The 14481-nt window shown below is 64.2% G+C and carries 12 protein-coding genes; 2 read left to right on the forward strand and 10 right to left on the reverse strand.

All coding sequences use genetic code 11. From position 1 onward, the window contains the following. Positions 1–87 precede the first annotated feature (87 nt). The gene (locus HMI57_RS06000) at positions 88–525 is read right to left on the reverse strand and encodes a VOC family protein (protein WP_171585040.1); all 438 of its coding nucleotides are present in this window, start codon (positions 523–525) and stop codon (positions 88–90) included. A 108-nt stretch (positions 526–633) separates the two neighbouring features. On the opposite strand from HMI57_RS06000, the gene HMI57_RS06005 reads away from it, so the two are divergent. Then, positions 634–2688 carry a DNA/RNA non-specific endonuclease gene (locus HMI57_RS06005; RefSeq protein WP_171585041.1) on the forward strand — a complete coding sequence of 685 codons (2055 nt, stop codon included), beginning with the start codon at positions 634–636 and terminating at the stop codon, positions 2686–2688. 46 nt (positions 2689–2734) lie between these two features. Here HMI57_RS06005 and HMI57_RS06010 read toward each other — a convergent pair whose 3' ends face one another. From HMI57_RS06010 to nhaA, 7 genes are all read right to left on the reverse strand, one after another. Next, positions 2735–3490, reverse strand: a complete 756-nt coding sequence (locus HMI57_RS06010; protein WP_171585042.1) for a ZIP family zinc transporter — start codon at positions 3488–3490, stop codon at positions 2735–2737. Between the two features lie 123 nt (positions 3491–3613). Then, complete coding sequence (locus tag HMI57_RS06015) at positions 3614–4687, reverse strand: DNA polymerase IV (RefSeq protein WP_171585043.1); 1074 nt, start codon at positions 4685–4687, stop codon at positions 3614–3616. Between the two features lie 61 nt (positions 4688–4748). Beyond that, positions 4749–5462, reverse strand: coding sequence for a GAF and ANTAR domain-containing protein (locus tag HMI57_RS06020; RefSeq protein ID WP_171585044.1), 714 nt, complete (start codon positions 5460–5462; stop codon positions 4749–4751). A gap of 32 nt (positions 5463–5494) precedes the next feature. Next, complete coding sequence (locus HMI57_RS06025) at positions 5495–6169, reverse strand: ANTAR domain-containing protein (RefSeq protein ID WP_171585045.1); 675 nt, start codon at positions 6167–6169, stop codon at positions 5495–5497. A gap of 227 nt (positions 6170–6396) precedes the next feature. Continuing rightward, positions 6397–7758: an MFS transporter gene (locus HMI57_RS06030; protein ID WP_171585046.1), complete on the reverse strand. Its 1362-nt coding sequence runs from the start codon at positions 7756–7758 to the stop codon at positions 6397–6399. A gap of 100 nt (positions 7759–7858) precedes the next feature. Beyond that, positions 7859–8584: a hemerythrin domain-containing protein gene (locus HMI57_RS06035; protein WP_171585047.1), complete on the reverse strand. Its 726-nt coding sequence runs from the start codon at positions 8582–8584 to the stop codon at positions 7859–7861. 97 nt (positions 8585–8681) lie between these two features. After that, positions 8682–11312 (reverse strand): Na+/H+ antiporter NhaA, encoded by a 2631-nt coding sequence (nhaA, locus tag HMI57_RS06040; protein ID WP_171585048.1) that lies wholly within the window; start codon positions 11310–11312, stop codon positions 8682–8684. Positions 11313–11456: 144 nt separating this feature from the next. Here nhaA and HMI57_RS06045 point away from each other — a divergent pair, with 144 nt between their 5' ends. Then, positions 11457–11915 (forward strand): SRPBCC family protein, encoded by a 459-nt coding sequence (locus tag HMI57_RS06045; protein ID WP_171585049.1) that lies wholly within the window; start codon positions 11457–11459, stop codon positions 11913–11915. Positions 11916–11954: 39 nt separating this feature from the next. Here HMI57_RS06045 and HMI57_RS06050 read toward each other — a convergent pair whose 3' ends face one another. Beyond that, positions 11955–12908 carry a nucleoside-diphosphate sugar epimerase gene (locus HMI57_RS06050; protein WP_228720963.1) on the reverse strand — a complete coding sequence of 318 codons (954 nt, stop codon included), beginning with the start codon at positions 12906–12908 and terminating at the stop codon, positions 11955–11957. 268 nt (positions 12909–13176) lie between these two features. Beyond that, positions 13177–14304 (reverse strand): nucleotide disphospho-sugar-binding domain-containing protein, encoded by a 1128-nt coding sequence (locus HMI57_RS19500; RefSeq protein ID WP_171585051.1) that lies wholly within the window; start codon positions 14302–14304, stop codon positions 13177–13179. Between the last annotated feature and the right edge of the window lie 177 nt (positions 14305–14481).

The raw sequence follows: 14481 nt of genomic DNA on the forward strand, positions 1-14481 counted from the left end.
GAAATACCTCGTCAAAGGCATCGCCACCACCGGCGGCAAATAACCCCACCGCACGAGAAAGGTGTGTTCCCGGCAGCGGCGGATCAGTCAGTCAGTCGCCAGTTTCTCGGCCAGCATCACGATGATGTCGCTGGGTCCTCGCAGATAGGTGAGCTTGTACTCGGCGCCGTACGTCGCCACACCGCGCAGCGGGTAACAGCCATGCTTCGCGGCCACCGCAAGCGCAGAGTCGATGTCATCGACGGAAAAGGCCACCCGGTGCATGCCGATATCGTTGGGTCGCGTCGGATCCGACTCGATCGCTGCGGGATGGATGTACTCGAAGAGCTCAAGTTGACCATGTCCATCGGGGGTCTGAAGCATCGCGATGTGGGCGTGGTTGCCATCCAGCCCTACGGCGGTATCTGCCCACTCGCCGCTGACGGTGTCACGGCCAATGACGGTAAGCCCCAGCTCGGTGAAGAAGGCGATTGCTGCCTCCAGGTCGCGAACGGCGATACCGATATTTTCCAGTTTGATCGTCATGCGGCGAACCTACCATCCCCCGAAGATCGGACCTCAGTAACGCCGCTATAACGGGAGTTGCGGCATTATTGGGGCAGTTGTTCGTTAGCCTGAAGTGAAAGAAAGCACGTGGCAGAGCTCCTTAGCCGCCTCAGGGCGGCTAATGCCCAGATGGAACGCCGGGATTCTCTCCTTGGTGAGGAACTGCTCGAACGACGGGCGGCACAGGCTTCGCGGGTAGGCTCCACCGTTCGCGGCGTCGATGGTGACCGATCCGATTCCAGCCCATTAACCGACGTCGGACGATCAGTTGACCGCAGCGCCCTAGCGCAGGAAACAATCGTCTTGCGGACCGGGCGGCCGGTGCTGGCCGTGGTCGGTGACGAAACGCAGCTGGTGTTCTCCGATCCCGAGAGCAGTGTCTGGGCGGCGCGGCTGAAAGCTGCCTCGGCCTTCCTCGTGAGCGCTGCCCGCTCGGTCGGCCGGATCGAAGTTGAGGGCCACGACCTGGCCTGGGTCGGCACGGGATGGCTGGTGAGACCCGATGTGGTGGTGACTAACCGCCATGTGGCGGCAGAATTTGCCCGCAGCGACGGCGGATCCTTCGTCTTCCGACGCGGCGCCGGGGGTGCCAAGATGACAGCGTCGATCGACTTTCTGGAGGAGATGGGAAGCACCTCCGAAAAGGCGTTCCGGCTGGAACGTATCCTCCATATCGAGGACTCGAGCGCACCCGACCTGGCGTTCCTCCAACTCTCCTCGGAAGGGACCAGCCCACCCGCCGGTCCCGTTGCGCTCTCCGCTCAAGCTGACGAGGACGAACTGGTGGCGGTGATCGGCTACCCCGCCAGGGATAGCCGCGTGCCGGATCGACAGCTGATGGATGAGATCTTTGGGGACGTCTACGACAAGAAGCGGCTCGCGCCCGGACAGGTGACCGGATCGGATTCCACGACGATCCGGCATGACTGTTCGACCCTGGGCGGCAACTCCGGCTCGGTGGTGGTGTCGCTCATCACGGGGGAGGCGGTGGGCCTGCATTTCGCCGGGCGTTTCCTCAGCGCGAACTTCGCGGTGCCGAGCTGGATCGTGGGGGAGCGGCTCGACGAAATCCTCAGCCATCACCCTCGACCGAAGGCCCAGCGGCCTCTCCCGGACCGCCGGATACCAAGGGTTGAGCGGCCGCTACCGGCTGCGGGGCGGGATCCCGGATTCTCGTTCGTGGTTCCGCTCCGGGTGACCGTGATGGCTGGGACCCCGTACCTGGAGGAACTCTCCCCACCGGGTCGGACGCAAGATGTGCCGCCGGCGGCCGCCGACCCCGATGGCGAGGTTTCCACTGAGGCCCTTCCGGCCGACTACCGCGACCGGCACGGGTACGACGAGACCTTTCTGGGGCCACCCGTGCCGTTGCCCACGCTCACGCGGGGGGTCGACGATGTGCTTACCTTTGCCATCGACAATGCCGACGACGCCACCGAGGATGTGCTGCGGTACGAGCACTTCTCGGTGCAGATGAGCCGGAGCCGACGACTGTGCCTGTTCAGCGCTGCCAACATCGACGGGCTGCATTCCCTGTTGATGCCACGCGTGGGCTGGCGCACTGACCCCCGCATTCCGCGCGAAGCCCAGATCATCAAGGAATGCTATGGCGCCGAACCCAGGTTCTCTCGCGGTCACATGACCCGCCGGGAAGACCCGGTGTGGGGTCCGCAGGACGTCGCGTCAACGGCCAACGCCGACTCCATGCACGTCACCAATGCCGTCCCGCAGATGCAGCCTTTCAACGGGGGAGTATGGCTTGAGTTGGAGAACTACGCCCTGCAGAACGCACGGAGGGATGACATGAAAATCTCGGTGTTTACCGGTCCGTTCCTGACCGCCGAGGACCCCGTGAGGTTCGGCGTTCAGATACCCACCGAATTCTGGAAGGTCATCGCCTTCATCCACGATGAGACAGGGCAGCTCTGTGCCACCGGGTACACCATGTCTCAGGAGGATTTCCTGCGGGACGAAGAGTTCGTCTTTGGGAGACACAAGACTGCGCAGCGTTCGATCACGTCGATCGAACACCGCACCGGGTTCTCGTTCGGACCCCTCGCCGGGCTCGACCCCTTCGAGGAGACCGAAGGAATGGATTCCGAGCTGACCGACGTCCGTCAGATCCGGTTCATCGGGCGGTAGCACTGACCAGGAAGGCGTTCATCACATGAGGAACGGCTCGTGGCGCTTATCCGCCGAGGTGGCTGATGATGAACGCGGTCAGGAACCCAACGGCTGTCACCAGTCCGGTCAACAGGTGATGTTCCTCGAAAGCTTCGGGGATCATGGTGTCCGCGATCATCGCGAGTATCGCGCCGGCTGCCACAGCCGTGATCCCGGCGACCAGGCTATCTGGCGCCCCTTGCAACGCCACGTATCCGATCAGCGCGGAGACCCCTGACAGTACTGCGATTCCTCCCCAGACCCCGAAGACATAGGCCGCGCTTCGGCCCGCCCGCTTCATGCCGGCCGCACTGGACAGTCCCTCGGGGAAGTTCGAAATGAAGACTGCTGCGAGCATCGCCGGGTTGACGGCACCAACAGTCGCAATTCCCACGCCGAGGACCACCGATTCGGGGACGCCGTCGAGCAGCGCGCCCACAGCGATAGCTGTCCCGCTACCTGTTTGTTGCTGCTCGGACGGCTGGCGACCTCCTGAGCGTTTACGATGTCTGGCACCGGCCCGTGTGAGGAGGGCATTGGCTCCCACATAGGCCACGGCGCCCGCCAGGAACCCGGTCATGGATGGAAGCAGGCCTCCCACTGTCACTGCTTCGTCCATCAGGTCGAAGGACAGTGCCGAGATCAGCACGCCCGCACCGAAGGCCATGATCGAGGAGATGATCTTGGGTGGGATGGTCCATTTCCAGGCGACGGTGCATCCGACCACCAGGGCCGCGCCACCAAAGGTTCCCCAGATCAGGGCCGTGAGCCACAATGGCATGTCTGTCTTCCTTCATCCGTTTGACGACGCGGCCGACGCCAGGACCTATTCTCGCGGATCCGGCGGCCTTTCAACGATCTCCGTCGGTGGGCACCACCATGGGAGCGAATGCCAGGCAATGACCTACCAGCCACCGCGCGTCGGGGTGTGCCCAGTGCGGGCGTCGTCGGGCATCGCCATCTCGGCTCGGAGGCCGAGCAGACGGATGGGTCGACCCACCTCGATAGCGGCGGCGAGGTCGCGGGCCCGGGACAGCACCTCGTTCCGGTCGAAGGTCTCTGGGATCTTCCGCGCGTGGGTTTTCGTGAAGAACGGCGCGTAGCGGACCTTGAGCGTCAGCCCAACCACCGGACGGCCTTCGGCCTCGACGTCATCTAGGACCCGCGTTGCCAGCTCCCGGATGGCCTCATCCACCTGTGCGGGCTGAGTGAGATCCTGTTGGAAGGTGGTCTCCCGGCTGTGCCCCCGTGCCACCCACGGCGTGTCGTCAACAACGCGGGCGCCGTCGCCGCGCCCCAGTTCCGCGTACCACGGCCCCATTCTCGGACCGAACTCCGGGACCAGATCTGTGGGGTCGCAAGCGGCGAGCTCCGCCACCGAATGGATGCCGAGCTTCGCCAACCGGGCCGACACCCTGGACCCCACACCCCACAGGTCCTTCGTGGGGCGGCTGCCCATCACCTCAAGCCAATTCGCTTCGGTCAGACGAAAGACGCCGGCTGGCTTGCCAAACCCTGTGGCCACTTTGGCCCGGACCAGCGTGTCGCCGATACCGACGCTGCAATGCAACAATGTTTCGCCAAGGACGGCGGCCTGCACTTGCCGCGCGTATGCTTCCGGGTTCTCGGTTTCGACGCCGACAAACGCCTCATCCCACCCAAGCACCTGCACCGTGGAGCCTGGCTGTGCCCGCAGGCATCCCATCACCTGCTCGGACGCCTCGAGGTACGCTTCCTGATCGACGGGCAGGATCACAGCATCGGGCACCTTGCGGGCCGCGATGCGCAGTGGCATGCCGGACCCGACGCCGAATGCCCTCGCCTCGTACGAGGCGGTCGACACGACGGCCCGTTCGGTGGGATCGCCCCGACCTCCGACGATGATCGGTTTACCGGCCAATTCCGGCCGTCGAAGAACCTCGACCGCAGCGATGAACTGGTCGAGATCGACGTGCAGTACCCAGGGGATTCCGCTCACAGCTCCAGTCTGCCCCAAAGTTCCGGCGCAGGCATCAGGTAGCTCCTGATCCCGTTGGTGGCTACACCTTCAATGACCGGTTCAATACCGCCTCCGCGGTATCCCGGAGGTTCTGGTTGGTGGATCGGGCATGGCTGCGCAGCCGCTGGAAAGCTTCGTTTGTGTCAATGTTGTCGATCTGCGCGATCATTCCCTTCGCCTGTTCGATCAGGATCCTGCTGTTCAGGGCGTCCTGCAGTTGCTGATTGACGACGGCGGATTCCGAGGCCGTCCGCTTCTGCAGGATGCTGATGGTGGATACGTCCGCCAACGCCTGCCCGACGGCGATCGCCTCCTCGGAAAGTTCACCGGTTTCGGTTCGGAACAGGTTCATTGCCCCAATCGTCCGGCCCCGCACCCGCATGGGGAACGCATGGACAGAGCGGAAACCCTGTGCGGTCGCTGCATTCTTGAACTGGGCCCACCGGTCGCCAGTTCCGGCAATGTCACGGACAGTCACAGGTAGGCCGGTGACGTAGCAATCTACGCAGGGGCCAGCTCCGGATTCCTGCTGAAGCGCCTCCACCAGCTGGCTTTCCTCACTGGTGGAGGCAAGGACCTGCAGATTGCCGTCGGCGCCAGCCAACATCAGTCCGGCCGCGGCGGCGTCGAGCAGGTCAACTGATTCCTCGACAAGGGTGTGCAACAATTCCAACACGTCGTAATCGCCGACCAGAGTATCTGCGATTTTTACAAACGCCGCACTGACCCGAATGGAACGGGCCCCCATTTCCATGGGGACATGCTAGCAAACCCGACACTTATTGCTTAGCCCCTATCGGAACCAAAATCCAGCGTTCGGGCGAGCACTGCGTCGCACGTTTCGCGGAGGGTCAGCCCGTTCGCGAAGGCATGTGCGCGAAGCATGAGCAACGCGTCGGCGGCGGATCCGCCGGTCTGCGCCAGCACCATCCCTGTCGCCTGATGGATCTCCCGACGGGACAGCACCGAGTCGGACTCTCCCGAACCGTCGACGGAGCCCAGAGCCAACATGCTGCCCAGGAGCGACCACGCCGCACGGTCACTCAAGCCGCGGGCGGTCACGAGATCCGCCGGACTGAGCGGGCCCTCGAGGGCACGATAGAGTTCCACCACTCCCACATCGACGGCGCCGACAACCAGCGGAAAAACAAACAGCGCCTGCGCGTTCGTTTCCAGCAGGGCCTTCCCGAACACCGGCCAGCGTTCGTGAGAGGCGTCGTGTACCCCCGGGATGAGGACGGGGGAGCGGGAGCGAATGGCGGCCCACCGTGGGCCCTCGCCGAGATCGAACTGCAGCTCGTCCAGTCGGCCAGCCAAGGCATCGGTCGCCCACAGGGTGGTCTCCTGAAGGGATCCTCCGAGTGCTGACAAAGCTGCCCCGGTCACTGGTAGTGCGTCGAGGTATGAGGCGCACATCTTCGCAGCGAGTATTTCCAGTTCGGGCACTGTCTTGTTAGCCATGGCCCGAACATCCTATGCCCGAAAGAGCGGAGGACAGCATCTTCATACCCTTCCCCCGGCCGCCACCATTCTGGGGGTAACTGGCCGGTATGAACTGGCAGTTTCCGCTTCATTCTAATCCGGAAGCGCAGTACATTCCCAGCAACAATTCTGTACTGCAGCTTCCGTGAGCCAACTGATCCGACGTCGCGCCTCAGCTGCTCAAGGCAAGGCACGACGAGGCCGGCTCAGGGCTTCTGAGCCTCCTCGTCGGAAAGTTGGTCGATCTCCACGTTGGCGCTCCTGAAACCGGACGACCACAGAATAACGGCCGAGAGCAGCATTATTGCGGCGGCTGCCCAGAGCGCGATGGGCGAACTGGTGAGGAGGGCCAGCGCTCCTCCGAGCGGTGCGCCGAGGACAATCATCGCGCGGTTCATTGAACGCTTTGTGGCGCTCATGCGGGCAATCATCCGTTCCGGTGTGACCGCCTGCTGGTATCCCATCTCCAACGGTCCTTCGACCCCCATGGAGAGCCAGAACAGGAACTGTCCTCCCGCAGCCACAGCAAAGGCAGCCCAGACAGCTACCGGCCAAGCGGTGGGCAAGCCACCCGCGTGGTCATCCAATGCTCCAATCGCCAGAGCCGACCCCACAGCGGGGGACAAGGCGATCACTGCGAGCGCTACCGGTTGAATCAGGCGAGCGACGAGCATCGTTGTGCCGGTACCCCAGCGCTCCCCGAGCCTGATCGACAGGAGGGTCCCGACGACGGATCCGATCCCCGCACCGCTCAGCACCAGGCCAAGCCCCAGCGGCCCCAGCCGGAGATCGTTCAGCACGAGTGCCGGAAGGACTGCTCCCATCATGGCCGAACCAACGAACCACAGATGGCTTGACCAGGACAGTGGCCCCAGCCGCGGATGGCCGTACACCCAGTGCAGCCCCTCACCGATCTGTTGTGGGAGGGAGCCACCGGCAGGGCGGGGCGGACGGTTGGTGGCTGTGTCCTTGAGTGAGACCAGGACTGCCCCTGACAGGAAGTGGGTCAGGGCGCCCACGAGGAGGGCGAATGGTGCGGTCACGAGCGCGACCAGTCCGCCCGCAATCGCGCTACCTGCGGTCTGCGCAACTGTGTCGCTCTGCTGAAGGCGTGCGTTCGCCCGGGTGAGGAGCGGCCGGGGGACGAACTGCGGCAGGAACGATTGATAGGCCGCATCACTCATCAGCGCCAACGTGCCGAAGGAAAACATCAACAGCATCACGGTGGGAACGCTGAGGACACCCGCTGCGCCGAGCACGCAGAGCAGCATCAGGACCACACCCCGACCAACGTCGCCCACGATCAGGACAGTACGGCGTCGGAAGCGGTCCACCCAGATTCCGGCGAGCAGGCCGAACAGAAGGTAGGGGGCCCACCGGGCGGCATTGACCAGCCCCTGATCCAACGCCGTACCATCCAGTGACACCAGGACCAGCACCGACAGAGCCACCGTCGTGATGTACGTGCCAAAATCGGACACGGTTGAGGAGGCCCAGAACCGGACGAACGCCTGGTTGTCCCGGAGTTTTGACGGGCGAGCTGGGAACGAACCCGGTTCTGTTCCCACCGAGACCGCCCCTCCCGCCGCGCGTGTAGGTCACGTCTTACCGGTCGTATGCCTCACATAGTACCGACCGGCAGATGGGCCACCGAGTGTTCGCCCATGGCTACAGGGTGTCGGGAACTACCCGCTCGGGGAACAGCGTCGCATACTGTTTCCGGTACATCGCCCGACCCACGACCCGGTAGGCAAGCCGGACGGGCAAGGGAATGTCCTTGATCATTTCCCTCTGGTCAGCCGGCGGATTCGAAGCCAGCACCATTCCGAGGTAGGCGACCAGAAACTTCTTGTCGAACTGTTTGATCCCGTGCTCGCCCACCATCTGGGCCTCCGCTGCTGTCAGAACCCGATCCACGACCGGCATCACCTCGGTGACCTCGCGGCGCAGGTGCACCTTGAGGACAGCGGAGAGATGCTCGTACCGTTCAGCCAGTTCATCTCCTATGTCTCCCTCGGCAGTCTTCATCCAACGGCGTCGGACCGGTTCTATTCCCTCCAGCAACTCGCCAACCTGTCGGTGCTGCTCAAGCATCTGCGCCACATGCAATGCGCAGGCTGGTGCTCGTTCCGCGAGAGGCGGGTACATGAGCTGGTCCTCACCCTCGTGGTGCATGTGCAGGACCTTGTCGAAGTTCCCAAGCACCACACCCACATACGGGGCGCGTTCGGTGTCACCGGGCCGCGCGGAACGGACAAGTCCCGGTGCCTCGTCGTAAGCCCAGAGGAAGAATCGATGGATGCGCCGCATTGACGCGGACCCGGTACAAAGGACTGGCCCCGGTGGCAGCGGGGCTGCAGTTTCCCCGGGTCGCATAGTGAAGAAGTCGGTCATTTGAGGTGCTCCTAACGGACGAAGCGAGACCACAGCTCCTCCCCGGCAGCATCCTATTGGCTGGCAACACCTGGCACAACGGGTTGGTCCACCCTCCCTACGTGGGTGGATCGGACCGCTGGGGTAGCTCCCGATCCAGCTCGGCATCATCGGGGTTGTAGAGGACCCGGCCGGTACGCGATACCACGACAGGAAGGTCGGATTCGGTGGCTCCCAGGTCGGCCAGCAGGCGGTGGCCGTCGTCGTCCGCTCCCAGTTCGACGACGTCGGTGGTGAGCCGTCGCGCCCTCGCATAGGCCAGGAGCCTCGGGAGGTCTGGGGAGCCCACCCGGCCAAGAATGCGCAGGTCTGCGGTGCTCTCCAATCGCATAGCGCGGCGCACGAGAAAAGCGCGGAGCACCTCCTCCCGAAATGCCTGGTCCTGCCTGAAGACGCCCCGGAGCTGCTCAAGGGTAAGCCGAAGGACTTCGCCGTCGCGGATCACCTGCGCGGTCCGCGACACCGGCTGGACGCTGAACAAATCCAGTTCACCAAGAAACCGCCGTCCTTCGTGGACTCTGATGATCGGGCGGTACCCGGCCGCCAGCTGGCCGAAGACGGCCACGGCCCCCGACAACACCACATGGAAGTCATACCCCGGATCACCCGGTCGGTAAAGAATATCGCCGCGGGACACGGCCAGGCGCGTGCCGGCCCGTTCGAGACGGATCAACTGGTCGTCGGTGAGACGCGGGTGGTCGCCCCCGCGGTCCGGGGTTTCCGGGAGCGACGACGGCGGCACCGGTTTGACCGTTGACCGGTCCTGCCCGGGATGGTCCTGAACAAGGCGTAGCAGGGGTAGTGCTCCGCCACCGGTCATCCTGCGGGGTTCGGGCACGGCGTCCATTCCGGCAGCGGCGAGTAGTGCTCGGGCGAGGGAGCCGGCGTCGAAGGGGCCGGAGTGGAGCAGCCCGCCAATGAAGAAGGTGGGCGTCCCGCTGACCCCGCTGGCCTGGGCGGACTCAAGGTCGTCCTGCACCCGACGGGTATACCTGCCGCTTCCGAGATCCCGCGCGAAACGTTGAACGTCCAGGTTGAGGGCGGCGGCGTGGTCGAGGAGGTCGGTGGACGACAGCTGGTCCTGCGCGGCGAACAGCCTGTCATGCAGCTCCCAGAACTGGCCCTGCGCTGCGGCCGCTTCGGCGGCCTCGGCGGCCAGCTGGGCGTGAGGATGAAACTGGGGTAGCGGTGAGTGCCGGAATACGTACCTGAACTGGTCGCCAAACCGGTCGTGCAAATCCTGCACAGCACCCGTGGCGCGGCTGCAGAAGGGGCATTCGAAGTCCCCATATTCGACCAGGGTCAGGGGAGCGTCCAGGGGACCCCGGATGTGGTCACGCTCGGGGTCGACTGGCGGGTCAAGTACGTTCGACTGGTCATCGCCGCCGTGCTGCCGACGCGCGACAAGGCGGAGGACAACACACCCGAGGAGGGTTGCCAGTACCGAAGCGGTAAGCACTCCCACCCGGGCCTGATCCGCCGAGGCTTCATCATCGAAGGCCAGGTCCACGATAAACAGCGAAATGGTGAACCCGATTCCGGACAGGGCCGCTCCGCCCGCCAGCTGACCCCAGCCAAGGCCGGGCGCGAGATCTCCCAGCCGCAACCGCACAGCTAGTGTGGCACCAAGCAGGATGCCAGTGAGTTTGCCGAGGACCAGTCCCGCCACCACCCCCAGGGTAATCGGCGAGACCACAGCGGCCCGGAGCGTATCGCCGGTCAAGGGGACGCCTGCGTTGGCCAGGGCGAACAGCGGGACAATGACCATGCTGGTCCACGGGCGCCACAGCTGTTGTAAGCGTTCACCGGGAGGGACGGATCGCGCGATCGACAACCGCGCGGCGTCGGCAAATTCAGGGCTGGGGGACTGCAGGTAGGCACGCGCCCGCTGGGCGGCGGTGTCCACTTCCTGGCGACGTGGTGCGTAGGCGGGGGTGATGAGCGCGATCGTAACGCCGAGCAGGGTTGCATGCACCCCGGATGCATAGAGGGCAACCCACGAAAAGACGGCCAGCACCAGGTATGCCGGGCCGCGCCACACCTTCAGCCACCGTAGGGCCAGCATCAACAGCACGCCTGCAACAGCCAGCGCCAACGGACCAAAGGACAGATCTTCGGTGTAGAAGAGGGCGATGACGGTCAGTGCCCCGACGTCGTCAGTGATGGCGAGGGCCAGAAGGAAGACGCGTAACTGGGGAGGACAGGCGGAGCCAAGCAGCGCCAGGACCCCGATCAGGAAGGCTGTGTCGGTAGAGATGACGACTGCCCAGGCGGATGCCGCCTCGTCGCCGAGGTTGAACCCGATATACACCAGGGCGGGCAGCGCGAGACCGGCGAGCGCGGCCAGGAGTGGAACGGCGGCCCTGCGCCGGTCGGCGAGTCCGCCGAGGACCAGTTCACGCTTCACTTCCAGGCCCACCACAAAGAAGAACAGGGCCATCAGCCCATCGTTTACCCAGTGCTGTAGGTCCAGCGCGAGTTCGCTTCCACCCACCTGTACCGAAAGCTCGGTGCCCCAGAAAGCTTGGTAACTGGAGCCCCAGGGCGAATTGGCCCAGGCCAGGGCGAGTATCGTGGCAGCCAGAAGCAGGCCGGCGCCCCCGGCCTCGGAGCGAAGTCGTCTCCCCATGGGTGCCGCACGGGCAAACCAGCCCGGCTCATCCTCGGTTGATCGATCGACAAAAGCCATTGGAAAGCTCCTTACCTCGCGCTGTCAAGAAAGCTCCTTACCTCGCGCTGTCAAGAAAGCTACTACAGCGCGCAGCGATGGGGGAGTGCCATGGATCGACGAGATGTCCCACAGGATTGAACCTCACGGACTAGGCTCAAGGACATGGACCACACCGTCAGCCTGACCCAGCACATCAACGCTTCCGGGGAGGAGGTGTGGGCTGTCATCTCTGACATCCCCGGTTCGGCTTCGACCCTTTCGGGCGTTCAATCAGTCCAGATGCTCAGCGAAGGACCCTACGGGGTGGGAACCCGCTGGAAAGAGACACGCACCATGATGGGCAGGACCGAGACCGTCGAGATGTGGGTGGCCCAGTCCGACGCGCCCCACAGCACCACTGTGAAGGCGCTGCAGGACGGCGCCGACTACACCTCCCGCATGACACTGGTCGAGCGCGACGGCGGCACCGACCTCACCATGACCTTCGGAGCGGAACTGGCCAACCCCTCGCGGCTGACCAGGCTGGGAATGGCAATCTTCGGCCGGCTCGGATTGCGAATGACCCGCAAGGCTCTAGCGAAGGACCTCGCGGAAATAGCGGCGAAGGCCGAATCGCTTTAGCAACCGGTCAACCGCGCCACGGGTTTCCGCTACGCCAGGCTAGGCCTGGCGACCCCTGACGAGCTGCCCGACCACCCAGTCGATTTCGTCGTGGAGGAGCTCCACACCGGTACCGACCGGCTGGTAGCCGAGGCGTTCGGAGGCCCCGGTGTCCAGCACGATGGGGTGAGGGGTGAACCACGGGTGTGCACCCGGGCCAGGGTCCGAAGATTCTGCCTGGAGATCCAGGGAACCGGTCCATCCCAACCGGGTGGCTATCACCCGAACAATCTGCTCCGCCGTCGGCGCGTCGGGATCGGCACTGTTCAGTACACGTGCTTCGGGTGCGACGGCGACGGCAGTTATAAGAGCGGCGGTGTTCGTGGCCGCCGTCAGATGGTCCACTGTGGCACCTCGATGGGCGAGCGCGATGGAGCCGTCGCCGCGCAGCATACGCTCGATGAAGAACCGGGTACGCGGGTTCCTCGCCCAGCGTCCGTGCACTTTCGATGGCCGGATCACGGTGAACGGTAGTCCGCTGTTCAGCGCCACCAGCTCAGCGGCGACCTTGGATGGCGCATATCCCTCACGAGTGAAGGGATCGACGCCGTCGCCAGCAGCCGGCAGCGTCGGCGTCTGCTCGCTGATCGGACCTGCGAAGCGTGGAGGGACGTCGCCATTGAGGTGCCTGCCGGCCGGGTCGACGTAGACAGCCCGGCCGGAAATCAGGACGGGGCACGCAACGGACGAGAGCGCGGGCAGCAGCGCGTCGACGTCGGCACCCCGGTAGGCGAGCAGATCCACCAGAACCTCGGCCCCAGTGCCGACGAGCCGTTCAATGGCATTCACATCGCTTCGGTGAACCGAGTGGAAACGGACCCCCGCTGCGGCGAGCTCGTCCGGCATTGATGCCTGATCCCGCCCGGTCACGTCAACGTCCCAACCGTCGGCAGCAAACCGTGCCGCCGCGGCACCTCCGATTGCACCGGTACCACCGAGAATAATGGCCCGCACCAGCACTCCTTCAGGGTCAAGGCCCGATCGGTCACCGCGAACCGGTTTGCGGGCAGCTCCGACACTACCCCCCCGCCGCCCCTTGGTGAGAAAGGATCTCGGCTGCTGGCTCGTCGCGATTGAGGTCTGGACTGCCTGCCACCCGCGCCGTCGGCGCGCCGAATCCTCACGAGGTCAATAGTGCCTTCGAGCAAGCGTTTCGATCATGGCTGCTCGATGGGGCGGCATCATACGACCAGTGGACCGACACCCGGATGCGCGGGTCCAACTACTTACGGGAAGCCACAACACGCTCGACGACGGCCGCGACGGCCGCGGCGCCATTCTCTCCGGCGTAGGCGCGCTTGACACGGTCGGCAGCGTCCCGCATAGCCGGGTCTTCAAGAGTCCGCCGAACTGCCCGGCCAAAGAGTGGGGCGCCGATCTGACGGGGACGAATACTGATCGCATTGCCAAGACGCTCACACACGCTCACGTTCCACCGCTGCTCAGGCTGCAATCCCATTCCGACAAAAGGAATGCCGGTTGCACACGCTGTCTGGACGGTTCCTTGACCACCGTGAAGCACTGCCGCATCGACGAATTTCCCCAGCTGGTGTGCCGGTAGGAGACCGGTGACGGTGACGTTCCCCGGAAGTTCCTTCAGATCCTCATTGGTCAGGTAATGACGAAGCGGAGCAACCACATTGACTGGCAGGGATCCGAGGGAATGAATGGCGGACACCGTCAGGCGTCTACTGGCGGACGAACCCAGAGCGAGATAAACCAGAGGACGTGGCGAGGACGCCAACTCATGGATCCAGTCCGGCACGTCCCCGGGCAGCTGTGCGTAGATGGGGCCGACCCGCTCATACCCGGCCGGCAAAGAGTAGGCGTCCAGCTCCCACTGCATGACGGTGAGGAGATTGTGATCAGCCTCAAACATCGAGGCCATGCTGCGGAGCGGGGTCACTCCGTTTTCCCGTGCAACGACGGTGAAGGCCCGCGGAACCAGGGGAGCAAAGTTGTAGAGCGTCCTGAACACGGACATGAACGTGGGCTCGATCCGTCGTGGAACGGCCAACAGACCGGTCCGGGTTTGGCTTACGTGGGGGCGGGTCAACGCAAAAGGCACCGGGTAGAAGAGTGGTACCTTCTCGGCACGGGAAGAAATTAGGGAGGTGAGATTCGTTCCGTGAATCACTGCTACCGCCCCCGTATCACGGATCAGCTGGCGCTCGGCGGACACCCTGCGGCGCACCAGCTCGAGCGTGAACGGGTTCCGTACGCCGCGTCCCTGATCCAGCGCCAGCGCACGTGCCTTCTCCACGTCACTCCACACCGGTTCCAGCGGGTAAAGGCGGAACCCGGCAGCGGTGATCAGGTGGAAAAAATCGGGTTCGTAGCCGAGGAACACGCACTTGTGGTTTTTCCGGAGGACCTTGGCACCTCGATCATGCGTGTTGTCTCAGCGAGGTTAAAGGTGACAGGGGCGAAGAGAAGTACAGCCACGGTAGGACCTCCCGGGTAGCTTCAAATGTGATTGGACCCTTCGATGGCATCCGCCCTAGAGCGAGCCTACTAAATCCTCGAT

The organism is Arthrobacter sp. 260 (assembly GCF_013116745.1).
Taxonomy (GTDB): Bacteria; Actinomycetota; Actinomycetes; order Actinomycetales; family Micrococcaceae; genus Arthrobacter_D.